Raw genomic sequence first — 23,922 nt, forward strand, 5'->3', positions numbered from 1 at the left:
AAAAACGACATTCAGACAGACCGGCGGAAAACAACAGACCGTATGCGGCAGAAAGAATGTCGCATACCGCAGCAAGCAGGGAAACTGTATTGACAGTTTCCGCCCCAACCGGCTTCAAGAGCCAATTACCCTTTGGGGAATCCCCCAATCCCCTCAAAAACCCAAGAAAGGACTGATGTTATGAACGAAGCCAAGAACAAAAATTTATTTATCCGTGTGAGCGAAAAAGAGACAACTATCATTGAGCAGAACGCAGGCGGCATCCTCTCTGATGAACGGTTTACTAAAATGCTCCAAAACTATGAAAAGGAGCAGAAAGCATTGACGCTGGAAGTGGAAGAAAACCGCCAGACCTTGCAGAACGCCGAACAGCGGATAGTGGATTTAAGGTTTGTCTTACGCACCTTGCGGGAGATGACCGACATTAAAGAGCTTACCCCTACGCTTGTCAATTCGCTGATTGAGCGTATCGAAGCCCACAACAGTGACAAATCCAGCGGTCACAGCCATGTGAAGGTGGACATTTATTTTACAGCGGTGGGCATGATAGATCTTCCCACCGAAAAAGAACTCCTTGCCACGATGGAAGAAATACGGAACAACCCGCAGGACTTCAAATTTGTAGCATAATAAACGGATACGGTGTAATTCCTTTTACAGAGTTGCACCGTACCCTACATAAAAACATCCTTATCTGGCGACAGCTAAGGCTCTGTGACCTCTACGGTTATAAGTAATCATAATTCTGTTAAGTCTTTTCGGTCATAGCAAAATCGCCCACCACACACCGTTTTTTAATATGGTGGACGTTCGCCTTAAAACCTTAGGAAATGAAGCAGAGCCAATGAACTGTGATTGTTCACCTGTTCATTGGCTCTGCTTCTTATGCGTCTGGCTCTTTGATGACGATTACTTGTAAATTTGTTATTTCTATCAATGTTTCTTGCTTGCATTTCGGGCAATAAAGCGGAAAATTTTTTAATTCTGTATCTTCTCCCATCTTTAACCGAGTTTTATTTTTACATATAGGACACAATATAAATTTTGCTTGTTTCTTATTGCTACCTCTTCCTTGTTGCTTTATATGCAGCCATCAACAATAATCCAATTAATACAACGGTATCAATAAAAAGTATTATGATCACATATTTCATAATCTCTTTTACATAGAGAATTATGAATACTTCTACTGATAAGGCTATGAAACATAAACAATTAGTAATGTAATCTGTAACAGAATCACTATCAATAATATTTATCTTGAGCCACTGCCAAATAAAGGGACGCAGCAGAAATCTGATAATTATACAGGCTGCAGGAAAAGCAAAAATAAATTTTTTATCTACAAGGGAACTAATTATGCCATCACTACTCCACTGGATAGGTATTTCAGCAGGTAAATGTCCAAATGAAAACACCGCCACCAACAAACATGCAACTGCGAGTATCCCCCAAGCAATGCTTCCACCCCACATATAAAAGAAACTCACGGAATCTAATTTGAAAACCTTCCTATTTTCATTCCAATAATCTTTTACATCAGCAACATATAACTCAATATCTAAATTTTCATAATCAATTGTTTCTCCAGATAAAAGCATCCTCTCACACATTAATTTTGCATTTTCCAACTCGGATAACTGTTGTTCAAGAGTCTGCCTTTGTATTTTTACTACATCGTACAAGTTAATATCCTTACTTGAAAGCCTGCGAATATCCTCAACGGATATACCCAAAGTCCTAAGATATGCAATTTTCTTAATGGTTTTTATATCTTCTTCTGAATATTCACGATACCCATTGCTCATATTTCGTATCGGACTTATTAGTTTTTCCTTTTCATAAAAACGAATATTTGAGCGTGGCAAACCTGTTATTTGCTCAACTTCCTTTATTGTCATCTCTAAAATTCCTCCCAATATACAGATTTTATAGCACATCCCTTTTTTCAATAACAATACAAGCACAAACCGCAGAAATGATAACAAATATAAATCCGACTGCAATAGCTCTGAAAGAGCCATTCGCCAGTGTTTCCAAGTTATAAGCAGATATATTGTAATCCACCATAAATTGACTTATATCAATATCGGCATTGCTGCTTATAAACGGTATCAGCTTATTAATCAGTGAATATACAATACTCATAATATTGAAACTAATCAAATTGACCCCTGTGTGAAATCTGACCACCAAGTTTTTTGATATATCCATTTTGTTGCTCCGCATTTACAAAAACAGTTACAAAAACAGAAAATAGCACCATGAACAACCTACCGTGAAATAGCATTTCCAATATACCTATGACACTTGGATATCTATCCGATAAATCAGACGTTAATGCAACACAAAAGAAAGCAGACACAATAAGCAATGCCATCATTATCCATGTAAAGATAGTATGCAAGAGACGATATAAGTCCATTTTTATCAAATTAAGCATCCTCACACCCTCCTGTCAAATCGAAGCAATATGCTTCAAAAGCATCTTGCACATCTGTTTCATTTTTACCAAATTTCTCAAATAATTGTTCTTTACTAATTTGCTCTATCAGGACACCATTATGAATTATTACATAATCGGTTGCAATCTTGCTTAGTTCTCCAAGGATATGACTGGAAATGATAAAAGTGATTTTTCTTTCACTGTTTAGTCGTGCAATTATTTTTCTAAATTCAACAATCCCTTGTGGGTCAAGTCCATTGAGAGGCTCGTCTAGAATAACTAAATTCGGAAAACCTACAAGTGCCAAAGCAATGCCCAGACGTTGTTTCATTCCTAAAGAGTATTTTTTTACAGGCTTCTTTCCCACATTAGTCAGCCCGGCAATATCCATAAGCTCATTAATGTGCTCTTTATCTTTTATTCCCATAGCCAAACACTTCAATTTAAAATTTTGATACCTACAATTCTTTAACACCTAATTCGTATTATAAAGTGTTACAATAAAATCCGCAATGCCTTGATTTTCCTACAGTTTTGGTAAGTGAGGTTTCCCTTAGACTTTCCCTTATGTTATATCCTTTTCCCTTGTGTTACGACACCTCATAAGGGCAAAAATAAGGGAAGTAAAATTCGGTAACAGCTAATAACATTATATAAATCACATAAGTCGGCTGGAACTGATGGAAATGCTTTTACTATAACAGATTATCAAAGCTACAACGGATAAAGGAAAGGATAACACAGATATGAATATCGTACACGCTGAATACAATCAATTTCACAACTCCATAGACATCAATTATTACAATGGGTTCATTCTTCGGATTGACTGTGGCAAGGCAGAAGATGGATTGATTACTACACCAAACTCTCAGAGATTGCTAGATGCTCTTGCAATTGACAAGCCGCTAGAATATGCTCGCTTGTATTTAAATCATGAGATGCAAGATTGGGTAAGTGCAGTTGATATAGATACAATATTCTAATGATATTCATTTAACATTATATGAAGAGGGTGTTTTGATCAACACCCTTTTTAATAGAGTACATAGTGTATCGTCTTATTCTTGGATACAAAGATTTTACTTGGCACTTTCATTATAACTAGTTTTTTTACCATGTGCATCTGTATAATGTAACACGCCCTTTAGATATTGCACCTCATCGTCCGAAACAGCTTCAGCAATAATCTCTTGTTTACCACTTATTTTTGAGCATTTATAGATAGCACTGTTTTTCTGATAATAAATAACTTTATCTGTAACAATAAACCAATTTACAGTAGCAATATTTTTTAAAATTTCATCAGCATCGTTAGATTCATCTTTTCTTAATCCATAAAAATCCTCTGTGTTATCGCTTCCTGCACTGTATACTAATTTATCTTCAAAAGACTCTAAATCAACGCTGCGTACAATAATATTTGAACTATTATCATCTTCCAAAAGATAATAACAGTAATGAGCATCTACAAAAATGTTAGTAATCCTTTGTTGAAGTGGAATTATATTTCGTGTTATTGCAATAATATTATTTTTCGCATCTTCACAATATACCAGATTTTCATTCTGGTCAATATAATACATATTTCCACCAATGGTCATATTAATCTGCGCATTGAGCGTACCATCAATGATAACTTCTTTATCCTCACTTATCTCTCCACATCCCGTCAAACAAAAACATATGAGTAAGCAAGGCAAAATCTTTGAAGTCATTTTTATATATTTGCTTTTTCTGTGATTTGAAAATTTACCAAATACAATGTAAGAAGAAAGCACTATCAAAAATATATCCATAGACAATACGATCAACATTGTTTTCGTCTCGATTGCTTGAAAAACAATCACCTTTTTTAATTGATTATCTATGATCTGATGTGTATATCTATCTGGCCAAAAGAACCCATTAGCTGAAAGAAGCGGTGTAATCCAAGGAATTCTATACAGTATCGAACTATTTGAAAAAATCATTCTCGGTAATATTACCAAAAGAACTGCTAATACCATACAAATTTCTCTTCTTTTAAGTAAAACTGTCATTAACATTGCAAAGCTTACAAGTAACATACATCCTAATATTGTTACTATAAATTTAAAAAGCAGAGCAGTTCCTAGTGATATTCCATAACGTGAATTTTCATAAAATTCGATTGTATTTAAAGGATAATCCGCATGATGTAGTCCAATTGTAGACACCAAATACATGATGTGTACTATCTGAAATAAACTAGCAGAAATAATAGCACCTGCAATTCCGATAAAAATCTTACATCCCGTCAGTCTATTTCTTCCACATGTTGATACAATCATAATATTCATCTCATTTTCATATTCTACACTAAACAACATTACGCCAAGTAAAACCACAAAAACAGCTAATAAATAGTTAATATTATCATGGCAAAGAATCGACTCCCATCCCCTTGTATCCGTCAGATATCCGCTTCCTGAATCCGATTCATATAGATAAACATGGTAAAAAGATTCAAAAGCCTGCTTTTCAAGCTTGTTAGATAACATATTTACAGTATCTTTTTCTAGTTTTTTATATTCTTCTTTGATCTGTGTGGTCTTCTCCGTTGTGATTTTTCCTTCATACTTATCAAAAAAAGAAGTATAATATGATTCTGAGTTGCGAATTACCGTTGTCGTATCATAACCAGTAACAATATGATATGCTGCATTTAGAAAAAGAAACACAAAAAGAAATAAAATCAAATGCTGTTTTATAAATACTTTATATAACTCAGATCGAATCATGAAATCACTTTCCCCTCTTTTCTATTACAAGCATGGTACAAAGCAGAATCACTATTAGTGTAGCTTGTACACCATACAAGAAACTATGAAATGTCATAAAATGTCCACAAAATTTTATTTCTTTTAACGATGTTGCCAGTTCTCCTAATTTCAGAAGTGAAAATGGACTGATTAATGTCAAAACATTTTCCACAAAAGTGATTCCACTATTAAATCCACTAAAATATAGAAAAACTGATGTATACCCAATCATCGCAATAAACGCTGCATAAGTATTTTTTATCAGTCTGGCAATCATTGTCAATATGACTGCTATAATCGCAAAGCCAATACACTTAGACAAGACCTCTAGTAAATAGAATTCAATTACAGATATATTAAGCGGTGTATATCTATATTCATTGATAGAATACAGCATCATTTTTGTTCCACTTAGCCCATACTGCATATGAATCACTACATAATTGATAATCCCAAATAGTAATTCAAGCCAGACAGCCACAAAGATATGTGCTATCAATTTTATTGGAATATACAGTTTCCGTCCATAAGCAGATGTAATTTGAATAATTTCCATCGCATTCTTTTTCTCTTTGGAAAAGGTTGGAATAATTCCTACAATTAGCAACACCAAGATAAACAGATCGGATTTGTCATAAGATAATAAATGTTTCCATCCTCCTGTCTCATAAAAATATAATGGATTTCTATTTTTATAATGTTCCAAAATGAATGAATTTTTTTCAACTTCGTATTTATTATTTTTATCTGAAAAAAAGCGAATATTTTCCTCTGCTTTTTCAAGTAACCCATCATTCAATTCCTTATATGTAATAAGATACTTGATTGGATTATAAAAGTGGACTGTTAAGAGGCTGTAATCTCCAAATGCATATCCTGTATGCATACTTGAGTCATATTCAGTGCTATAATCACCACTTACTAAATTATGATACCTTTGGTATTCTTCGGATACATAGGATACTTTTTCAGCATTTAACTTTCCATCCAAATATTGATGTAATTCTTCATAATATTTATTTTCTTTTTCTGACGCATTTACTTTTACATAATCTTCTGTGAATCCACCATTTGTATGATAATCCCATTCCAACCAAAAGAAATTGATTATAACCAGAATGATCATCATGAAAAAAAATGACTTTCTGATAAATTCTTTTCGAAGCTCAAAGTATAGTATTTTCATGAATATCACTTTCTTTCTTAAAAATTGACAAGAATACTTCCTCTAACTGCGGTTCAACTATTTTAGCCCCTTCTGGAGCATGATCACTAATCACTCTCAAATAAACTCCATCATTTTCTCTTTTCATGTTTGATACCAAATACGCTTTTTGTATATCCTTTGATTGTTCTTCACTTACGCATAGTGAAAATACTTGCCCTTTGATACCATTTCTCAATGCATCTGCCGTTCCCTCACAAATAACATTCCCTTTTTGCAGCATAATAATATGATTTGCTATGTATTCAACATCAGAAACAATATGGGTTGCGATAAGGATCATTCGATCTTTTGCAATTTCTGTAATGATATTACGAAATCGAATTCGCTCTCCAGGATCAAGACCAGCCGTAGGCTCGTCTAATATCAATATTCTTGGCTCGTTTAATAGTGCCTGTGCAATTCCCAAACGTTGTCTCATTCCACCGGATAATTCTTTTATTTTTTTCTTTTTCTGTTCTGCGAGATTAACTGCTTCAAGTACCTCCTTAATCCTGCGTTTTCGCTCGGCCTTCTTAATTTCTTTTATGCAGCACATATATTCCAAAAATTCATCCACTTTATAATTGGGATAAAATTTCGGATATTGAGGCATAAAACCAATTAATTTCAGATAGTCAGTTCCTAAACTTTTTATATTAGTTCCATCTAAAAATATTTCTCCGTCCGTGGCATTTAAGGCACCAATCAAAATATTGATCAATGTAGTTTTTCCTGCTCCGTTTGCCCCCAACAAACCATATATTCCATTTTCAAAGGTCATATTAACTGATTTAAGTGCATTAAAATTCCCATATTTCTTTGAAATGTTATTTAGCTGCAAATACATGATAAACCACCTTTCCAGCATCTCCGTTTCCTATCAACAGATAATCGTTTTCAGAATTACAGAAATCGTAAAACCTAACACCTTTCTCTGTTGAGAACGGAATTTCGTTTACGCACTCTTTACTTGACAATTGATATATCCGTACCCTGTGCTTCATCAATTCATTGTCTAAGCAGACATACACAATCAGATATGCTCCGTCACTTGTGACAGTAGCAAATGTACTTTCTGTATTGTCCACAAGAAATACGTTAGATTGATTCTTTTGGCAATCATATATAACTACCTTTCCACTTGAACTATGTGTTGCCGGATCTTCACTATCATTTAGCACAAGACACTCTCCCGACACACGAATTTGACTTGGACTATAATCGTCCTCTTCTTCATAAACTATCTGATCAGTACTCAAATCCCAATATCCATATCTTGTAGTTACTGTCGTTTCTCCTTTCTGTTGATAAAATCCTACCTTATTTTCATCAATAAAAGCAATCTCATATCCAGAGAAACCATCCTCTTCAATTTCATGAACTTTTTGTTCTCCACTTTCAACATTAAGGACATATATTCCATTTATTGTACTCCATGCAATATGATGACCTAAAGGATCAATCTTAGGTTCTGGCTGACTCTCTTGAATTTCTGTCATCAGTTCCTCTGAAATCATACTTTTCAAGTCAATTACATTCTTTTCCTGCAATTTTTCATCGTATGAAATAAATTCATAGGAAGTTTTATAATCAGATGAACCTTTACTTATTATAATTCCATTTACCTGTTTTGCATTATCTACATCTTCTTCAAATGTTGATTTGACTATTGCATAACCGTCTTTAATTTTTTGATATGCGTCGATAGTTTCCGTACTTTCAACTGGTACTTCCTGTAATACCTGATTCAAACCTAAGTCTAAAAGAGTTAGGTTTTTATTTATCTCGTCATATTCTAAATCCACATACGAAATTTTATCGTCAATTGACTTATTTTCTGTATTCTTTTCAGAAAAATCATTTATTTGTGTATTCTGAATTTCTATTGAATCCTCTTTGCTACTACAAGCGGAAATTAGGCATATGCAAAATATTGATATTAAAAACAAACTAATTTTTTTCACTTAATCCACCTATTTGTTTATTAATAAACACCTTTCACTTTGCGTTGTATCATCTTGAATCAAATAATCTTCACCACTTGTCGCAGCAACTGCATAAAATGAGCAAAGTTCCTTATACTCCGAAACATCTATACACACATCAAAAACAGTCATTTTATCTGTTGTAGTATTTATTTCACAATAATCGCAATTGTCGACTTTAACAGGCTCATTATTTATAAAAAATGTAATTTTCTTTGCTACCTCTTTTCCTCCATATATTTGTAACGTAAGGTTTAACTTTCCGTTCTCAGAATACAAGCAATTCCTATTGTCTTCTGTTTTAATTTTAAGATATGAAGAATAATCCAATGGATTATCGGTATCATTTGTAACAAGACCTTCAAGCATTGCCATCGTTTCTTCTGGAATATCAGTAATAGTAGTTTTCACGATATCTGCTTTTGTTTCATTTATGCCTGATGCCTGCATATTTACAGGGATACAAATTGTAGAATTAATTTTTCCGCAATTTCCGAATGATGTATTTCCATCTTGCTCTGGTAAATAATCCGATTTAAAAACAGTTGCAAATTGCATACCTATCACATCACCTTTTTCACCAGATATTGGTGTGACAAGTGCTGTAAAGTTAATTGTTTCATTTGGACCTAGTGTAAAATAATGAACCATTTGTTTTTCACTTACTTTTCCATTCAACGTATATGAATATGGCTGAACCTCTCCATTCAAAAACAACATTGCAGCGACTTCAATATTTTCTGAATTATCCATTGTTCCAACATATAGTGGAACGTTCATTTCTGAACCTGAATAGGTATATTCATACTTATCGGCAGGCTGAAATCCCATCATAATTGTTCCTTCTGATTTTTTTATAAGTTCATCATCGCTGCTTATTATAGATGATAATTCAGAATCACTATCTGTATTCAAATCTGATGATGAGTTATGATTACTAGTACACCCGCTACAGAAAACCATACAAATTACCATCACATACACCATTACTATATATCGAATATGTTTCATTATTTCATTCCTCCTAACAAAAATAGTCGCAAGAGTATTATTCCCTTGCGGCTACTTCTCCAAATATTGACACTACGGCTAAAATGTTTCTGCTAAATATTTAGCAACGCTACCTGTTCCCCTAGCCTCATGGCTTGAAAAACAAGCAAGTTTAGTACTGCTTGAGTAATTGGTTACTTTGATAACATCGTTGACCTTTGCATTATTCTTTGTAACACTTGCTGTAGCAACTGTTGCACCTGTTGCATTAACCTGAATCTCAACACCTGTAATCAATTTGCTAGCTGTCTTTGTAACAGAAGTTTTAGCTGTAACAGTTGAACCACTTCTTGTCAGTGAATAGTTCATTGTTCCAAATTCTGAAGTTGAAACAGTTGCTGCATTGGCTGTCAACGGAATACTTCCCAATAAACTTGCAGCCATAATTAATGATAATGCCATTTGCTTGATTCTCTTCATGATAACTTCCTCCTGATTTTATTTTTTTAACTGCGTTGGTACTTTTGGTTCATACAACAAACCACGACACAATGAATTTGCATTACTTCGAGCAATAGCTGTCACCGCTTGAAGTACGAGATGGGCACTTTTCTGGGGTGCCTTGTTCACTTGTTTATTGTCCATCGTTTTCACCCCTCCTTAATTGTCTGACAATTTCAGGCAACTTTATTTGTTTACCATGGTATGTGCTTAATATAACAGAGTATTTAATTTTTTCAATCCCTCTATGCACGAATGGTAGCCCAACATGCACGAACGGTAGCATATTATGTTGTGTACCCATTTTATTGATGATAAAATTATATTTGAAAAATAATTTAAGGAAGTGGAAACTATGCTATATATTGATTCAATGTGGGAATATATTGTTAATTTCTTAGAACTGGCTTTGTTTCTAATATTTATCCATACAAAATTGCATATTCGAGCAAATTATAAACATCAAGCAGTTTGGATGTTTCTTTTCGTATCCATTCAGTTTGCTGTTTTATGTACGCTCAATAAAATGGGAATATCATCCTATGTCACCCTGATATCATCTTGTGTATTAGATATTGTATATGCAATTTTGTTTTATCGTGATAATTTGATTCTCCGTATCTTTTGGGGATTCTCATATTCCATTATATGTTTAGTTGCAGAACAGATTACATTCTTTATTCCAGTAACGCTTTATAAAGGAGCATCTTTGGAATTGTTATCAGGTGGGGAATTGCGAAAGCCATATACTATGCTGTACTTGGCAATGATAGCGATTTTTGTATTGTTATTTCATTATATTGGAAATAAAGACATATCTCTTTCCTCTTTCCAAAAAGTTGCATATATTTGTATCGCAATTTCTGGACTTGCAATCGGACACTACATATTAAGGCTGACCTTGGAATCTGTTGATAAATTTGATGATTCTTCCTTTTCGGCAAGACTCTCTTTGATTAACTTATTTTTTATTGTTTTGTTTTTGGCATTGATGCAATACATTTATCTGCTAGGATATTCAAAAGAAGAAAACATACGATTATTGGAAGAACAAAAGATTTATGAGCTGGAAAGGACTGAGTTCAATAGCTTATCTGAGACAGCAGAACGATTACGAAAAATGAAACACGATATGCAGATTTATGTGGATGCAATCAACGTATTAGCAAAAGACAAGAAATGGGATGAACTTATAGCATATACAGAGCAATACCATAACACTCTTACAACTACGCAAAGTGCCATAGCAACGGGAAATATTGCTATTGACTGTATACTTACCGCCAAACTTTATTATGCTGAAAAACACGGAATTAAGACAGAATATTCTATTATGGCTCCTGAAAATTTTCCGCTTGATTCTGTTGAACTTTCATCCATACTTGGAAATATATGGAATAATTCCATTGAAGCAGGAGAAAGACTTATAATCTCTAATCCAACCGAGCATCCGTACATTTATTTTTATATTAAACCTTACCAGAATATGATACTGATCCACATTGAAAATAATTATGATGGTGTGATAAAATGTAGCATTGATGGAGACATTTTGAGTGTCAAACAAGGAAAAGAACATGGACTGGGGATAAGACGAGTAAAAGAGCTTGTAGAAAAGGCAGATGGCGTATTGCAGATTACATCTGATAATAAAATTTTTTCCGTGCATATTATGATACCAGATAAGGAGAATGACAAACTACTATGAAAATGAAAATAACCATACTGGAAGATTCTGTGATTGAATTAGAACGACTGAAAAATGGAATAAGAAAATATGGGCAGCAATATGATTGGGATATTGAAATTGACGAATACAAATCGGGCGAAGAATATTTTTCAAAAAACTCCGAATGCACCACTATACAGGCTTCAGCATTTTTCCTTGACATACAAATGGGGCAAATGAATGGAATTGAGGTCGCTAAACGCCTTCGGGAATCTGGGTATCATGGGATTATTGTATTTTTAACAGCCTTTAGAGAATATGTATTCCGAGGATATGAAGTCAGAGCTTTAAACTACTTGCTTAAACCCGTCAAAGAAAATACTCTTTTTCTGTGTTTGGATGAAATTGCGAAAGAGTTATCTAATAATACATACATTTACCGAAACAAGCAAGAAATTGTAAGTATTCCCTACACAGATATATTGACATTTTCGAGCAGATTACATTATGTTGATATATTGACTGTAGACGGCAAATGCTATGAACAAATGTCTACCCTAAATAAGATTATTGTCCATTTGCCAAGTGAATTTATCCGAACCCATCGTTCTTATATTGTAAATATGGCACATATCTATCGTATTACATCAGGAACGATTGAATTGTCAAATCATCTGACTACACAAATTGCACGTTCTTATTCCAAAGATGTGATAAGTGCTTTCGCCAAATATACAACAAGATTTGATACAAGCGGGGATTTTGAATGATTACGAAGTGGGCTACATCTATTGCTAATAAGTTAGCAGAACTATCAGGGGAGGATGTTTCTGCGGATCAATTAGAAATATACATATATGGCTTAGAATGTTTCTTGAATACTTTTATAACCATAGTGTTATTGTTCGTATGGGGAGTTTTATCACATACACTCGGCTATACCCTAATTTGGGTAATTACCTTTTCATTGTTACGGCATTATACCGGAGGTGCCCATGCTCCAACGCAGTTAACATGTATCTTAGGCAGCTTTTTTCTCGGTTGTCTTGATAAGTGGGCTATAATCTATTTAAAGCCAACTGTACTAGGATATTTGATACTTGTCCTTATGTGTATATTATTTGCACCTATAAGTAACCATAAAATATGTTTATCTGCCAAACAAAAGTGGATACATAAATTTATTTCTGTGGTAATTGTTAGTATTGGGCTTTTGCTGTTTTATAAAATTGGGAACACGAAGATGAATACCACATTGTTTTATTCCTTTTGTTGCGTAGTTATTCTAACGATAGTCGAAACAATTAAAAATCTAATGAGACGCTTTACAAAATAGTAGGATGACTTTTCATAAATATTCAAAAAAGATAAAGAATTTGATGGTCTTTATCTTTTTTGAATTTAATTAGATTATCTAGCTCCTCTGTCTGCTGGCGAACGATAGTTAAAAACTCTGTCCTGTTCCCGTTTCTGAACTTCTGCCTGCTTTTCTGCAAGCTTTCTGTGGGTGGATTTTTCTCCATACTTTGATTCCCAGTCCTTTGTCGCTTTGACATAGGCTTCATACTCGGACTTGCCTTGCTTGTAGTCTTGCAGGAACGCATCTACCGTTGGATATTTGTAATCCTGTACGATATGGGATAATCCCTGTTTCATAGTCTTTATCGTTTGTGCATACCTGTCAGACTGTGCCTGCAATTCCTTTCGTCTCTTTCCTTGGAATAATCCTGTACAGTTCTCCAACTCCTCGTCAATCAGTTCTTTCTCCATTTCCTGCGTGTGAATGGCTCTGTTTTGGCGTTTGAGTTTCTCCATAATCTCTTCCAGACGCATCTCATAGGCGTGTGCAAGTTCGGACATTCTCGGTCTTAGCGGGATAACGGTCTTTTCTACGGTAGTAGTGGCAGGTGCTTTGATCGTTGTGTCTACGCTAGGTGCAGTCTGGTTGTCTGCCTGTGTAGCAGTATGAGCAGGTTGCTTATCCTTGTTTTCGTTTCTACGCTCCATAAAGTCAGAGATTCTAGTTTTCATCTGTTCCTGTTTCTGTATCAGCAGCTTTATGAGTTCCTTCAACAGTTCGATTGCTCTAAATATGATCACAAACAGAAACTCCGGATGATTGCCATATTTTTGTATGGATTCCTTGATCGGAGTTGAAATCTGTTCCTGCTTTACCTTTAGAATTTCCTTTCTCTCCATACCCGATACAAGAGCATGATCCACAGTGCGATTCCAGTCCTGTATGACCTTGTTATTGAGTGCAATCTTATCTGCCTTGGGATTGTTCTTTCCGATTTTCTTGGTGGCAAGATAGACATCCCCACGCTTGAATACGGACAGTTTTTCTTTCTCATCTTTGACAAGTCCATTCATCAGATCGGTATAAAATACCTTGACCTCATCTAAGAAATTTTCCTGCTTAAAGAGTTTTTCTTTAATGGTAAATATTTGTCTTTCGTAAACTTCGCCTTTCTTGATGACCTTACACTTTTTGCGGATATTTCCATTCTCGTCTAGGATTTCTTTCTTGGTACGGACATGATTACCTTTTTCATCATAAAACATATTTCTGGTGGCAATCTTTTCTATCGGTTTTTCAAGATAATTTCGTTCTGCAAAGATAAGATGGATATGATAATTCGTCTTTTTCTTGTTGTGGTGGAGTGCTGCGATACAGTCTACACCATACCGACTTTTGAATTTATCCGTCATATATTTCAATAGTCCGTCTGGCGGATAATCCACAAAGGATTCCGGCAGAGCAATGATAAATTCTCTTGCTTCGATACATTTTCCATCTGTACCACTTTTCTTAAATTCTGTCTGGTTGCACTTGGCAAGTTCCCTCCAAAATTTACGGTCTGTGGTTTCATATACCGCATAGAGATTTTCCTGCTTTTTATCACTGGAGATATAATAGATTCTTCCACGAACATTATGGAGCTTTGACATCTGCACAAATGAATTTCTTGGCATTGTGATTCCTCCTTTTCCAGTTTTGATTTTGGAAAAGAGGACGGATAAGATAGGTGAGTTGTGATAGAATAACTTCCCCTGTGAGCGGGTGCATAGGCACCCATCTTGCGAACACATCCGCCTTGTGGCGGCTAAGCCTCGCAGAGCGAAATACACAGAGTACAAATCGAAGATTTGTGCGATGGGTGTATTTCGCTCTCAAACGCCGAGGGCTTGCTTATGAAGTCCACTTTTAGCTCTAATTGTTCCCTCAGCACCTAATTTTGTGCCTTAAATGGCACGCTTTTTATGTGCCGTATCCGGCACTCCTTTTTCTTAACAGGAATGCTAGAAGATTGCTATGAAAATCAGCGAAACAATAGACGAATTCGTTAGCACTTTTGCTTTAACAATAGCACGATCCGTTAGCTTTTTCGCCCTGACAATAGCACTGTTCTATTGTTTGGCGACTTTAAGCTGTATCCCGAAAAATGGACAGTTAATTTTATAGCAGAATCCCGAAGTGTGGACACCTTTTTTCATAGCAGCGTACAACCTTTGTCATAGGTCGGTCAGTTTTTTTATTAGCTACACTTGGGTGGACTTGTTACAGCACTTTTTATAAGTTGGGTGGACTTGTCTTACCACTTGGGGGATGATCGCACCCATCTTATTTCTTCATTTTTTGAAGTGGGTGGACATTTCATAACACCTTTTGCATCTTGGGTGGACTTGTCCTACCATCTGGGTGGACGATTGCACCCACTCACATCCATCTTGTCCTCATTTTCCAAAAGTTCTGGTTGTATCTGAGGACTTGCTCGTGATATAATCTATTTGCGTGTAGGTATATCATGGCTTTTAGTCAGATACATACCAGAGGGATGGTCTTAGCGACTGTCCCTTATTCATTTTTTAAGCTTCCCTTGACCGCTTTTACTGCGTGTCTGTCTCGTAAATCTTTCCCCTCATTGAGAATCAGAAACTCGTCTAATCGTTCCCTGCGGATTAAGATTTTTCTTCCAACTCTAAGGATTGGCAGCTTTTCCCATTCCACAAGATTTCTAAGAGTGTTTCTTCCAATGCCTGTGTAGTCGGCAGCTTCTTCAATGGAGAGAGCAAACTTTAATTCTGTCATTCGATCACCTCATTCCTGCGTAGGATTACAAGTCTTGTGCATTTTATTTCATTTTCAAAACTTGCGTTACGCAATTTCTTTGTATAGTAACTATACAGCTTTTATTTTATCTTGTCAAGCATTACGATATTTTAATAATTATTATTGAATTACGTATTGCAATACATCGTGTTATGTGGTATAGTATTGTCATACCGAAAAAGGAGGTCGCAAGTATGTTGAAAGATAAAGAATTGCGAAAGACAATCGGTAGCAGAGCAAAAAGCCGCAGACAGGAGTTAGGATTAAACCAGCCTTATGTCGCTGAAAAGATGGGCGTGACCGCTTCCACCATTCAGAGATACGAAGCAGGAACGATTGATAACACCAAGAAGATGACCTTAGAAGGTCTGGCAGATGCACTTCATGTATCTGTGGAATGGCTGAAAGGTGAGACAGACGAATACGAAACAGACATTACGGATAAAAGAGAATTACAGATTCGTGATGTAATGACTTCCATTCTGAATAAGCTCCCTTATGATATGGAACAGTCCGAAAGTGACTTTTCCAAAGACCTGCTGCTACTGATGTTACAGGAATACGAGCTGTTCGTGGATTCGTTCCAGTCCGCTTGCAAAAATTTCAAAGGAAATGCAGACAACAAAATGCTCGCTCAGACAATGGGGTTTGAATCCAATAAGGAATACAATGAAATTATGTTCCTTAGAGAAATCACCCACACCATCAACGCATTTAATGATATGGGCGATATTGTAAGACTGTATTCCAAAAATCCTGAAGCAGCGAAAAATCGACTATCCAATCTTTTATCAGAAAAAGAACCCGATTCGGTATAGTACGGTAATCGAAGCTATGATACAATGAGTGCAAGTGAGTCAACAGATTTATCTGATTGACGAGCGACGAATTGGCTTGCAAGCTATGCTTGCAAGATGCCTACACGCAAGAAGCATTTCATCAGTTCCGATTGCCGACAACGAAAGGAGTCACAATTATGGCAAAAGGATCTGTAAGAAAGAAAGGCAAGAAATGGTACTATCGCTTCTATGTAGAGGACGCAAGCGGTAACTTGGTTCAAAAAGAATTTGCAGGTACGGAGAGCAAATCAGAGACAGAGAGAATGTTACGCAAGGCTATGGAGGATTATGACGCAAAGAATTTTCTAGCCAAAGCAGACAATCTCACACTCGGACAGATGCTTGATGTATGGGCAGAGGAAGATTTGAAAACAGGTTCACTTAGCAATGGTACAGTCGGTAACTATTTACAGGCGGTAAACAAGATTAAGCAGCACCCAATCGGGAACAGAAAACTAAAGACAGTCACTTCGGAGCATTTGCAGAAGTTTATGGATTTGCTTGCATTTGGCGGTGAGGAAGGAAATTTTAAGTCAAAGGGTTACACCATCGACTATATCCGTTCTTTCCACGCAGTCCTGCAACAGTCCTTCCGATTTGCAGTCTTTCCAAAGCAGTACATCACATTTAATCCAATGCAGTATGTGGTAATGCGTAGGAAAGCCGAGGAAGATGTGGATTTGTTTTCTGATAATGATGAGGATGCAGAGGCTATCAACCCGATTACACCAGAGCAGTATCAGACGCTTATGGAGTATCTGGAAGAAAGAAACAAGCCTGCTATCCTGCCGGTACAGATAGCATACTACACAGGTCTTAGACTTGGAGAGGTATGCGGACTGACTTGGAGTGACATTAACTTTGAGGAACAGTATCTGACAGTACGAAGAAGTGTCCGTTACAACGGAGCAAGGCACAAGACCGAGATTGGTCCGACAAAGCGAAAGAAAGTCCGTAGCGTAGATTTCTGTGATACGCTCGCTGACATCTTAAAGAAAGCGAAAAAGGAACACAGAAAGCAGATATTCAGTTACGGAGAACTCTATCAGAGGAACTACTACAGGGAAGTTAAGGAAAAGAATCGTGTCTACTATGAGCTTTACCATTTGGATGGCACAGAGGAAATTCCGCTTGATTGCAACGAGATTGACCTTGTATGTATCAGACCGGACGGAGCATACGAAGCTCCTGCAACGGTAGAGACAGCTTTAAGGACAGCAAGGAAACGATTGTCGGAGCTTGATGATAATTTCCACTTCCACACTCTGCGACACACCTATACAACAAACCTGCTCTCAAACGGAGCAGCACCAAAGGATGTGCAGGAATTACTCGGACACTCGGATGTAAGTACCACTATGAATGTCTACGCACACGCTAACCGAGAGGGTAAACGAAACTCAGCCCGACTACTTGATAAGGTGGCTGGAGAATAAAATCGAATAACAAAAACTTTCCCTTGTAGATACCTCATAAGGGCAAAAACAAGGGAAAAGGATACATATAGGGTGGCAAGGCATACCGCCAAGCCGCATAAAATAAGGAAAGTTAGGATTTTAGTTATACAAATTCAAATTTTGTCTTGCAGACATATCTGGATAAATTCCAGCTTGCTCAATTAACACACCGATTCGTAAAGCATCTTGTTCGCCGTTCTGTTCGGTATTATCGGACAAGCATATTTTCCCGCTTGATGGTTTTGCCAATCCTCCAATGATTTTCAATATCGTTGTTTTTCCTGTAGCATTTCGTCCAATCAAGCCATAAATAGCCCCTGCCTGAACTGACATATTTACATTATCTATAACATTATGTCTGTTATATTGCTTTGTTAAAGCTTCGATTTTTAATATATGCTCCATCCGGCTACCTCCTTTTGCCCAGTATAGGGTATAAACAAGGTTTACAGTCAATAGTTTTTTATATTTGGGGGTGCTATTAAGTGAAAATTCATTCAGATATTGTTTATATTCTAAAACACCTCGCCGATAACACCATTTAAAAAAGCTCCATCATGATAAATTCAGACAGATTATAATATTATCATTATCATCTCTCGAAAATACTGACAGATTCAATCTCAGCACTTCCGCTCCTTACACTCTCAATCTTATTCACAAATTTTCTTTTCAACTTTTCTTCAGTTTCCTGTGCTGTCATATATTCAAACATATCTGACCTCCTACTGTGTACTATATATAGTATAGCCGTTTGAACGAACTGTATTAAGTGCACAAATATGAATTTTAATCTCTTTCTATAAGAGATTAAATATCCTAATTACAAGAGATTTCACATCACCTAAGCGGAACTCCCCAAAAAGAAAAGCGACAGAGATTTTTCCCTGCCGCCTTCGCCTATGCGTAAATAATCTCTTTTTCCACAATCTCCCTCACACACGCCCGTATGTTATTCATTTTCTGCACCCATTCTAATGCGTTTTCTTCCTTTAGACGTTCCGTTATGCCCTGTTCCTGTTTCATTCCCTCTATGAGCCTGTGGGAGCGTTCCTGCGCCTGCCTGTCAATGTTGGCAAGGTAAGTATTCAGCCTGCCGCTTGTGAGAAAATTAGTGTATGTAACCCTGCGGTATTGCTTCAGATAGTCCAGATGCCGCTTTCTCGCCTGCCGGCTCGGTCGGTTTGCTGCTTGAGTGCCACTGGCACTCGCTCACCCCCATACGCCTATCGGCTGTTCTTCTTCGGCGGGTAATCTTATATCTGGAATAAGATACCCATTTTCCTCGTGATATGTGCCGCCTAACTGTTCAAATATTGATTTCATATGCAAATTGCTTTTCTGTATGCTTTGGTTTCTGCGGGGCATCTGCAAGCAATGTATCAGCAGGCTGTATGCATATACTATCTTTAAGTTAAGTAATCCCCTTGTTGCTCGTATCTGCCGCCCAATTCCTTTAATAATGATTTTGCCATTGTCTGTTACCTCCACATTCTTTTTTATTTTGAATGTCCGCAAAATCCGTCCTATAGTCCGATATGACTCTTTAGGCGTTACATCTTTTGTTCGGGCGCTTTCATTGGATCGAAGTCTCTATGAGACGATGCTGCATTTTTTCGCTCATCCGCTTACAAGACAGCAGATCTGAAAATCCGCTGCCATAAAATCATACACAGGAACGCCCCTCTCATTCGCATTGGCGGCCGTCCACCGCTTCTCGGCCATGGCTGCAAGGTTTGGAATCTCGCCGTATGCCAGGCATGAAAAAGCTGTGCCAGGAATCGGAGAACTCTTCAAAACCACAGTTTATGCATGGCCATATGTTTGGTGGGATTGGCACTGCCATCGGGAATCTTTTGAATTCTTTTTGCATTCCAATGGATCTGATCATTCAGTATGGATTGGCAGAAGCCTCATCCTGGATTGGCGGAAATTTAAGCAGCCCCTTAAGCCATGCAATCCAGATGATCCGCAATGGGCGCGCCATTGCCCAAACTTTTTCGGAAAATGCTTATTTTGCATGGATCGGTGTTTTCTCACCGTTCCACCGCTCATGGAACTGAAGAGACTTAATGAATCCGCCGTTTGCCGCCTCCATGCCATTGCCAGGGCCAGGGCGAATTGCGCCGCCCATGCAAAGCCTGAGAAGAAGCCCGACCCGCGCCGTGGCCAGAAAGAAAATCAACGATTCCTCAAAATCGAAAAACACATATTGATTTTGTAAGAACATATAATGCCCGATTCCAAGCCATTCATGGGCTGCTTCGCCAATCAGTTCATAGGTCATCAGAAACAGCAGCATGACTGTCATTCCAATATCCGCTACTATTTTCAAAATTGCTTTATGTTTCATGCTGCCCGCCGCCTATGGTAATTTACTGAATGAAACCTTTTTCTGTTAGCCATTCGATAATATCAGATTCCGAATCCTGAACCACATTGCGTGAAATGGAAAGGCCATCTATAACCACATCTGCGTCCGGCTCCATGTCTTTGATCGTGCTGATTGCGTCAGAAAAACTGCTCCCGCCGGATGTAACAAAAGGAACCACCGTTTTCCCTGCCAGATCGTACTGGTCAAGAAAACTGTACATAATCATCGGCATATCATAATACCAGTTAGGGAATCCAAAAAATATGATATTATATTGCCCTATATTCTCCACAGTCCCTGCAATTTCAGGCCGGAAATTCTCTGACTGCTCTTTCTGCGCAATATCCTCAAGCTCGGAATGATCCAGCGGATATGGTGTAACCGGCTCAATCCGGAAAATATCCGCCCCCGTATTTTCTGCAATGATATATGCGACATACTGGGTATTTCCCAAAACCTCACCGTCAATAACAACGGTGCTGAGTTCTTCCTCCCTTGACATATTCTCAGGCTCCGTAGTTTCCGGCATAGAAAAATATACAACAAGACTTTTTGCTGTAGAATCAGAGTCCATATTTTCAGAATCCTCCGTTTCGTTTGAATGTGCCGTTTCTGTATTTTCCTCCGATTGCCGCTTACCTGATCCGGCAGCAGGATTATTGCCAGAGGGAGAAGTCCCACAACCACTGAGCATAACGGCCGCAAGCAGCAGAAATAAACATAAAACAAATATTTTTTTCACTGTCATTCCTCCTAATACCAATCATGTTTTTCGCCCCGGTCAAGGGCACCTATCCGTGCCATTTCATCCTCGGTCAGACTGAAATGGTATAACTCCGTATTTTCCCTGATATGATCGGGATTACTGGAACCGGGGATGACCACCACTCCCTTTTGCAGATTCCATCGTAAAATCACCTGGGCAGAAGACACGCCATGCGCCACGGCTATTTCAGAAATCACAGAATCGCCAAGCAGCTCTCCCGTATGCCCTCTGCCCCCAGCGGATACCAGCCCTGCACCACAATCCCTAAATCCTGAATAAATGGGATTATATCATTCTCCTGATAATACGGATGGATTTCATTCTGAACCACTGCCGGGACAGTGTCCACCTGCGGTAAAAACTCAGTCAATTCTTCCACATACCAGTTTGACAGCCCGATGGAACGGATTTTTCCTTCTTCCACAAATTGTTCCATCGCTTTATACGCCTCCACATCATTCGGATCAGGATGGTGCAAAAGCATTAAATCTGCTTGTGTCAAGTAAGGAATAAAAAAAATTTCATTTTTTAGCGAGCCACATACAATGCCTGCCTATGGCTCATATTTTACCATGCCTTTCCAATAAATGAAACAGAGTTTCATGCAGTGATTTCAACCTGAAAAGGATTGCCCACTTTCCATACAATCTCTATGGCATCCTCTCCATAGACAACGACCTTATCAATCAACATCTTTAATCTGTCCTTATCGAAAGACTCCAGTACGGAAAGTTCCGCCAGTTCTTTATCCGGTAATTCTTCCTTCACTGGTACTATCAGCATACTGTCAAGTTCTGCCTGCGCCTTGCTCTTGATCTGTTCCAGTTCTTCCAGTCTTATCCTACCCTTTTCAATCCGTGAAATATAATCCTCTCTGGTGACTGTTCCGGCTTTATACTGTTCATACAGACGTACTTTTGTGTCTTTCCACCTTGCTGCCTCTTTTGTACTGTCCGCAATCGTTGTTTCAAGAACCGCTTTCCGGTCATTCTTTGGAGTCTTTTTGCGGTTATTCCGTGCTTCAATCAGCATATCCGCCATTCCCCTTACCTGACACAAGACTGCATCCTCAAGTTCTTCCTGTGCTATATTGATTCTTTGACAGTCATTTTTTACCTGCTGTGTACGGCTTCCACAATAATACTTGTTGTTTTTCTTGTTTCTAAGTTTCAGTCCTTTTCCACAGTACCCACAGATAAAAAAGAGATTTCTCTTTCCCATTGTCCTGCCACTCATATCAAGACCTACAATATTATCATTTGCTTTCTGAAAAATTTCCTTTGATACAATGGCTTCGTGCTGGTTCTCCACAACAATCCATTTCTCCCTCGGCTGTTCTACCCGTTTCTTATTGGTATCCATTCCGCACTTTGCCCGGTTCCAGAACATTGTGCCAAGATACGTTTCATCTGTAATAATGTCCTTGACCGAACTGTTGTCCCATATCTTTATCCTTACATGCGGCTGTTTGTCAGGGAAATTATCCCCTTTTAGTTTGTGGTACATATACCTTGTTGGTATTTCTGCCTCATTGAGCTGCCTTGCAATCTCTGTATGGCTTACCCCATCAGCAGCCATGCAGAAGATTTTGCGGACTACCCAAGCCACGTTTTCATCAATCAGAAGTTCATGCTTATTTTCAGGGTTCTTCATATATCCATATGGGGCAAATTGCCCCACAAACTCGCCGTTGCGCACCCTTGTGTCCCTTGCAGTGCGGATTTTCTTTGACAGGTCAGCGCTGTACATTCCATACACAAGATTTTTTAATGCAACACTCATACCGCCTGTTGTGCCAAACTTATCGTCACTGTCGTAACCGTCATTCACGGACACAAACCGTATCTGCAATATGGGGAAGATATACTCCAAAAAACGCCCCACTTCCAGATAATCCCTCCCAAAACGGGAGAAGTCCTTGACAACAATCATATTGATATTACCGCTTTTGGCGGCTTCAATCAATGCCTGCACCCCCGGTCTGTTGAAATCAGTACCGGAATACCCGTCATCGCAAAACTCTGTAATACTGTATGGCTGTCCCTGCATAAGCTCCTTTGTATGCTTTGTTAGCAGTACCCTTTGTGCGGAGATACTGTTGCTTTCCTCCGACTTTTCCTTGTCGCTGTCCTCATTGGAAAGGCGCAGATAAAGGGCAATCATCATCTTATCCATTTAGACCGCCTCTCTTTCCGCACTCAGGATTTTCAGGTCATTCAGCACATCATCATATTTGAGATATACGTCAACCCTTGCATCCTCATGGACTACCACCTTATCCACAAAAGCCTCTACCATTTCCCTTGTGAGCTTGCGCTTGTTAAGATACTTTTCCACTACTTCCTTCCATTCCTCGTCAATATGGTACTCTCTGGAATACGCCGCCTGTGCTTTCAGCATTTCATCAAGCCTTGCCGTCAATTCCTTTATTTTGTCTGCATACTTCCCGCTGATCTGGACGTACTGCTCTTCATCAATAAGTTTATCCCGGTAATCCTCAAAGATGCCTGCCTTGACTTCCGTTGTCTTTTGCAGTTCTTTTCTTATCCTGTCTGCCTCTTTTCCATAAATATCGTATTTTTTGAGGTTATTTGTCTTAGCGTTCATCCGCCTTACCGTTTCCTCTTTGTCAATACAGACATTCATGTGTTCATGGATTGTCCCAAATACGATTTTATTGACTGCATCCAGTGATACCTTATGATTTGTACAGCCTCTTTTTACCGTATCAAGATAAGGAACTGTCGTGAAATAATTTGTATATTTTTGGAATCTATGTTAATATATGTCA

Annotated in this window: 30 protein-coding genes and 1 pseudogene; 8 read left to right on the forward strand and 23 right to left on the reverse strand. The window is 37.7% G+C overall.

Annotated elements, in window-relative coordinates:
* Positions 1-184: hypothetical protein (locus E5329_RS30930; protein ID WP_275443616.1), on the forward strand; the 184-nt coding region annotated here is incomplete at its 5' end.
* Positions 181-630, forward strand: coding sequence for a DUF4368 domain-containing protein (locus E5329_RS22370; protein WP_135991532.1), 450 nt, complete (start codon positions 181-183; stop codon positions 628-630). The genes E5329_RS30930 and E5329_RS22370, both read left to right, overlap by 4 nt.
* Before the next feature lie 253 nt (positions 631-883).
* On the opposite strand, the gene E5329_RS22375 is transcribed toward E5329_RS22370, so the two are convergent.
* From E5329_RS22375 to E5329_RS22390, 4 genes are all read right to left on the reverse strand, one after another.
* Complete coding sequence (locus tag E5329_RS22375) at positions 884-1,039, reverse strand: cysteine-rich KTR domain-containing protein (RefSeq protein WP_456320036.1); 156 nt, start codon at positions 1,037-1,039, stop codon at positions 884-886.
* Between the two features lie 22 nt (positions 1,040-1,061).
* A complete protein-coding gene (locus tag E5329_RS22380) occupies positions 1,062-1,901 on the reverse strand; it encodes a MerR family transcriptional regulator (protein WP_135991533.1) in 840 nt (279 codons plus the stop codon).
* 257 nt (positions 1,902-2,158) lie between these two features.
* Positions 2,159-2,443 carry a hypothetical protein gene (locus E5329_RS22385; RefSeq protein ID WP_135991534.1) on the reverse strand — a complete coding sequence of 95 codons (285 nt, stop codon included), beginning with the start codon at positions 2,441-2,443 and terminating at the stop codon, positions 2,159-2,161.
* Positions 2,436-2,873, reverse strand: a complete 438-nt coding sequence (locus E5329_RS22390) for an ATP-binding cassette domain-containing protein (protein WP_135991535.1) — start codon at positions 2,871-2,873, stop codon at positions 2,436-2,438. Before E5329_RS22390 ends, E5329_RS22385 begins: the two co-directional genes overlap by 8 nt.
* A 319-nt stretch (positions 2,874-3,192) precedes the next feature.
* On the opposite strand from E5329_RS22390, the gene E5329_RS22395 reads away from it, so the two are divergent.
* Positions 3,193-3,432, forward strand: coding sequence for a DUF6061 family protein (locus E5329_RS22395; RefSeq protein WP_135991536.1), 240 nt, complete (start codon positions 3,193-3,195; stop codon positions 3,430-3,432).
* A gap of 96 nt (positions 3,433-3,528) precedes the next feature.
* Here E5329_RS22395 and E5329_RS22400 read toward each other — a convergent pair whose 3' ends face one another.
* From E5329_RS22400 to E5329_RS22430, 7 genes are all read right to left on the reverse strand, one after another.
* Positions 3,529-5,208, reverse strand: a complete 1,680-nt coding sequence (locus E5329_RS22400) for a hypothetical protein (protein WP_135991537.1) — start codon at positions 5,206-5,208, stop codon at positions 3,529-3,531.
* A gap of 4 nt (positions 5,209-5,212) precedes the next feature.
* A complete protein-coding gene (locus E5329_RS22405; protein WP_135991538.1) occupies positions 5,213-6,415 on the reverse strand; it encodes a hypothetical protein in 1,203 nt (400 codons plus the stop codon).
* A complete protein-coding gene (locus tag E5329_RS22410) occupies positions 6,396-7,283 on the reverse strand; it encodes an ABC transporter ATP-binding protein (protein ID WP_135991539.1) in 888 nt (295 codons plus the stop codon). The genes E5329_RS22405 and E5329_RS22410 overlap by 20 nt, the downstream gene beginning before the upstream one ends.
* Positions 7,264-8,400, reverse strand: a complete 1,137-nt coding sequence (locus E5329_RS22415) for a hypothetical protein (RefSeq protein ID WP_135991540.1) — start codon at positions 8,398-8,400, stop codon at positions 7,264-7,266. Before E5329_RS22415 ends, E5329_RS22410 begins: the two co-directional genes overlap by 20 nt.
* Positions 8,401-8,409: 9 nt before the next feature.
* A complete protein-coding gene (locus E5329_RS22420; RefSeq protein WP_135991541.1) occupies positions 8,410-9,432 on the reverse strand; it encodes a hypothetical protein in 1,023 nt (340 codons plus the stop codon).
* Between the two features lie 78 nt (positions 9,433-9,510).
* Positions 9,511-9,891 (reverse strand): hypothetical protein, encoded by a 381-nt coding sequence (locus E5329_RS22425; protein ID WP_135991542.1) that lies wholly within the window; start codon positions 9,889-9,891, stop codon positions 9,511-9,513.
* Positions 9,892-9,909: 18 nt separating this feature from the next.
* Entirely contained in the window at positions 9,910-10,056 is a 147-nt protein-coding gene (locus E5329_RS22430) for a cyclic lactone autoinducer peptide (RefSeq protein ID WP_135991543.1), read from the reverse strand.
* Between the two features lie 211 nt (positions 10,057-10,267).
* Here E5329_RS22430 and E5329_RS22435 point away from each other — a divergent pair, with 211 nt between their 5' ends.
* From E5329_RS22435 to E5329_RS32295, 3 genes are read left to right on the forward strand one after another with little or no spacing between them, the layout of a single operon-like run.
* Complete coding sequence (locus E5329_RS22435; RefSeq protein WP_135991544.1) at positions 10,268-11,620, forward strand: sensor histidine kinase; 1,353 nt, start codon at positions 10,268-10,270, stop codon at positions 11,618-11,620.
* On the forward strand, positions 11,617-12,351 hold the full coding sequence (locus tag E5329_RS22440; RefSeq protein WP_135991545.1) for a LytR/AlgR family response regulator transcription factor: 735 nt from the start codon (positions 11,617-11,619) through the stop codon (positions 12,349-12,351). The genes E5329_RS22435 and E5329_RS22440 overlap by 4 nt, the downstream gene beginning before the upstream one ends.
* Positions 12,348-12,917, forward strand: a complete 570-nt coding sequence (locus tag E5329_RS32295) for an accessory gene regulator B family protein (protein WP_135991546.1) — start codon at positions 12,348-12,350, stop codon at positions 12,915-12,917. Before E5329_RS22440 ends, E5329_RS32295 begins: the two co-directional genes overlap by 4 nt.
* A 74-nt stretch (positions 12,918-12,991) precedes the next feature.
* Here the strand turns inward: E5329_RS32295 and E5329_RS22450 are convergent, their stop codons facing one another.
* Together E5329_RS22450 and E5329_RS22455 are read right to left on the reverse strand one after the other, a co-directional pair.
* Positions 12,992-14,557: a MobA/MobL family protein gene (locus tag E5329_RS22450; protein ID WP_135991547.1), complete on the reverse strand. Its 1,566-nt coding sequence runs from the start codon at positions 14,555-14,557 to the stop codon at positions 12,992-12,994.
* Between the two features lie 883 nt (positions 14,558-15,440).
* The gene (locus tag E5329_RS22455; RefSeq protein WP_135991548.1) at positions 15,441-15,674 is read right to left on the reverse strand and encodes a helix-turn-helix domain-containing protein; all 234 of its coding nucleotides are present in this window, start codon (positions 15,672-15,674) and stop codon (positions 15,441-15,443) included.
* Positions 15,675-15,892: 218 nt separating this feature from the next.
* Here E5329_RS22455 and E5329_RS22460 point away from each other — a divergent pair, with 218 nt between their 5' ends.
* Together E5329_RS22460 and E5329_RS22465 are read left to right on the forward strand one after the other, a co-directional pair.
* On the forward strand, positions 15,893-16,513 hold the full coding sequence (locus tag E5329_RS22460) for a helix-turn-helix domain-containing protein (RefSeq protein ID WP_135991556.1): 621 nt from the start codon (positions 15,893-15,895) through the stop codon (positions 16,511-16,513).
* A 158-nt stretch (positions 16,514-16,671) separates the two neighbouring features.
* Positions 16,672-17,970, forward strand: coding sequence for a tyrosine-type recombinase/integrase (locus tag E5329_RS22465; RefSeq protein ID WP_135991549.1), 1,299 nt, complete (start codon positions 16,672-16,674; stop codon positions 17,968-17,970).
* Between the two features lie 120 nt (positions 17,971-18,090).
* On the opposite strand, the gene E5329_RS22470 is transcribed toward E5329_RS22465, so the two are convergent.
* The 10 genes and pseudogenes from E5329_RS22470 to E5329_RS22505 all read right to left on the reverse strand — a co-directional run bounded on the left by E5329_RS22470 (position 18,091) and on the right by E5329_RS22505 (position 23,738).
* Positions 18,091-18,396: an ATP-binding cassette domain-containing protein gene (locus E5329_RS22470; RefSeq protein ID WP_135991550.1), complete on the reverse strand. Its 306-nt coding sequence runs from the start codon at positions 18,394-18,396 to the stop codon at positions 18,091-18,093.
* Positions 18,397-18,583: 187 nt separating this feature from the next.
* Positions 18,584-18,706, reverse strand: a complete 123-nt coding sequence (locus tag E5329_RS30935) for a hypothetical protein (RefSeq protein ID WP_275443617.1) — start codon at positions 18,704-18,706, stop codon at positions 18,584-18,586.
* Positions 18,707-18,891: 185 nt separating this feature from the next.
* Positions 18,892-19,317, reverse strand: a pseudogene (locus tag E5329_RS22475) (TnpV protein).
* Between the two features lie 294 nt (positions 19,318-19,611).
* Entirely contained in the window at positions 19,612-19,794 is a 183-nt protein-coding gene (locus E5329_RS22480) for a hypothetical protein (protein ID WP_135991551.1), read from the reverse strand.
* Between the two features lie 208 nt (positions 19,795-20,002).
* Complete coding sequence (locus E5329_RS22485) at positions 20,003-20,344, reverse strand: hypothetical protein (protein ID WP_135991552.1); 342 nt, start codon at positions 20,342-20,344, stop codon at positions 20,003-20,005.
* Positions 20,345-20,366: 22 nt separating this feature from the next.
* Entirely contained in the window at positions 20,367-21,107 is a 741-nt protein-coding gene (locus E5329_RS22490; protein WP_275443618.1) for a flavodoxin, read from the reverse strand.
* An 11-nt stretch (positions 21,108-21,118) separates the two neighbouring features.
* Positions 21,119-21,328 (reverse strand): aldo/keto reductase, encoded by a 210-nt coding sequence (locus tag E5329_RS30940; RefSeq protein ID WP_275443619.1) that lies wholly within the window; start codon positions 21,326-21,328, stop codon positions 21,119-21,121.
* The gene (locus E5329_RS30945; RefSeq protein WP_334295752.1) at positions 21,325-21,615 is read right to left on the reverse strand and encodes an aldo/keto reductase; all 291 of its coding nucleotides are present in this window, start codon (positions 21,613-21,615) and stop codon (positions 21,325-21,327) included. Before E5329_RS30945 ends, E5329_RS30940 begins: the two co-directional genes overlap by 4 nt.
* A gap of 116 nt (positions 21,616-21,731) precedes the next feature.
* Entirely contained in the window at positions 21,732-23,306 is a 1,575-nt protein-coding gene (locus E5329_RS22500; protein WP_135991553.1) for a recombinase family protein, read from the reverse strand.
* Positions 23,307-23,738 carry a DUF4368 domain-containing protein gene (locus tag E5329_RS22505; RefSeq protein ID WP_168356727.1) on the reverse strand — a complete coding sequence of 144 codons (432 nt, stop codon included), beginning with the start codon at positions 23,736-23,738 and terminating at the stop codon, positions 23,307-23,309.
* Between the last annotated feature and the right edge of the window lie 184 nt (positions 23,739-23,922).

Source organism: Petralouisia muris, assembly GCF_004793545.1.
In the GTDB taxonomy this organism is placed as follows: Bacteria; Bacillota; Clostridia; order Lachnospirales; family Lachnospiraceae; genus Petralouisia; species Petralouisia muris.

Excerpts from the sequence above, each read along its gene's own strand:
- E5329_RS22420 (WP_135991541.1), bottom strand. The coding sequence starts at position 9,432 with ATGAAACATATTCGATATATAGTAATGGTGTATGTGATGGTAATTTGT.
- E5329_RS22405 (WP_135991538.1), bottom strand. The coding sequence starts at position 6,415 with ATGAAAATACTATACTTTGAGCTTCGAAAAGAATTTATCAGAAAGTCA.
- E5329_RS22500 (WP_135991553.1), bottom strand. The coding sequence starts at position 23,306 with ATGGATAAGATGATGATTGCCCTTTATCTGCGCCTTTCCAATGAGGAC.
- E5329_RS22450 (WP_135991547.1), bottom strand. The coding sequence starts at position 14,557 with ATGCCAAGAAATTCATTTGTGCAGATGTCAAAGCTCCATAATGTTCGT.
- E5329_RS22435 (WP_135991544.1), top strand. The coding sequence starts at position 10,268 with ATGCTATATATTGATTCAATGTGGGAATATATTGTTAATTTCTTAGAA.
- E5329_RS22470 (WP_135991550.1), bottom strand. The coding sequence starts at position 18,396 with ATGGAGCATATATTAAAAATCGAAGCTTTAACAAAGCAATATAACAGA.
- E5329_RS30945 (WP_334295752.1), bottom strand. The coding sequence starts at position 21,615 with ATGCTTTTGCACCATCCTGATCCGAATGATGTGGAGGCGTATAAAGCG.
- E5329_RS22395 (WP_135991536.1), top strand. The coding sequence starts at position 3,193 with ATGAATATCGTACACGCTGAATACAATCAATTTCACAACTCCATAGAC.
- E5329_RS22370 (WP_135991532.1), top strand. The coding sequence starts at position 181 with ATGAACGAAGCCAAGAACAAAAATTTATTTATCCGTGTGAGCGAAAAA.
- E5329_RS22505 (WP_168356727.1), bottom strand. The coding sequence starts at position 23,738 with ATGAACGCTAAGACAAATAACCTCAAAAAATACGATATTTATGGAAAA.
- E5329_RS22400 (WP_135991537.1), bottom strand. The coding sequence starts at position 5,208 with ATGATTCGATCTGAGTTATATAAAGTATTTATAAAACAGCATTTGATT.
- E5329_RS22425 (WP_135991542.1), bottom strand. The coding sequence starts at position 9,891 with ATGAAGAGAATCAAGCAAATGGCATTATCATTAATTATGGCTGCAAGT.
- E5329_RS22430 (WP_135991543.1), bottom strand. The coding sequence starts at position 10,056 with ATGGACAATAAACAAGTGAACAAGGCACCCCAGAAAAGTGCCCATCTC.
- E5329_RS22380 (WP_135991533.1), bottom strand. The coding sequence starts at position 1,901 with ATGACAATAAAGGAAGTTGAGCAAATAACAGGTTTGCCACGCTCAAAT.
- E5329_RS32295 (WP_135991546.1), top strand. The coding sequence starts at position 12,348 with ATGATTACGAAGTGGGCTACATCTATTGCTAATAAGTTAGCAGAACTA.
- E5329_RS22385 (WP_135991534.1), bottom strand. The coding sequence starts at position 2,443 with ATGCTTAATTTGATAAAAATGGACTTATATCGTCTCTTGCATACTATC.
- E5329_RS30935 (WP_275443617.1), bottom strand. The coding sequence starts at position 18,706 with ATGTTTGAATATATGACAGCACAGGAAACTGAAGAAAAGTTGAAAAGA.
- E5329_RS22440 (WP_135991545.1), top strand. The coding sequence starts at position 11,617 with ATGAAAATGAAAATAACCATACTGGAAGATTCTGTGATTGAATTAGAA.
- E5329_RS22455 (WP_135991548.1), bottom strand. The coding sequence starts at position 15,674 with ATGACAGAATTAAAGTTTGCTCTCTCCATTGAAGAAGCTGCCGACTAC.
- E5329_RS22465 (WP_135991549.1), top strand. The coding sequence starts at position 16,672 with ATGGCAAAAGGATCTGTAAGAAAGAAAGGCAAGAAATGGTACTATCGC.
- E5329_RS22485 (WP_135991552.1), bottom strand. The coding sequence starts at position 20,344 with ATGAAACATAAAGCAATTTTGAAAATAGTAGCGGATATTGGAATGACA.
- E5329_RS22390 (WP_135991535.1), bottom strand. The coding sequence starts at position 2,873 with ATGGGAATAAAAGATAAAGAGCACATTAATGAGCTTATGGATATTGCC.
- E5329_RS22410 (WP_135991539.1), bottom strand. The coding sequence starts at position 7,283 with ATGTATTTGCAGCTAAATAACATTTCAAAGAAATATGGGAATTTTAAT.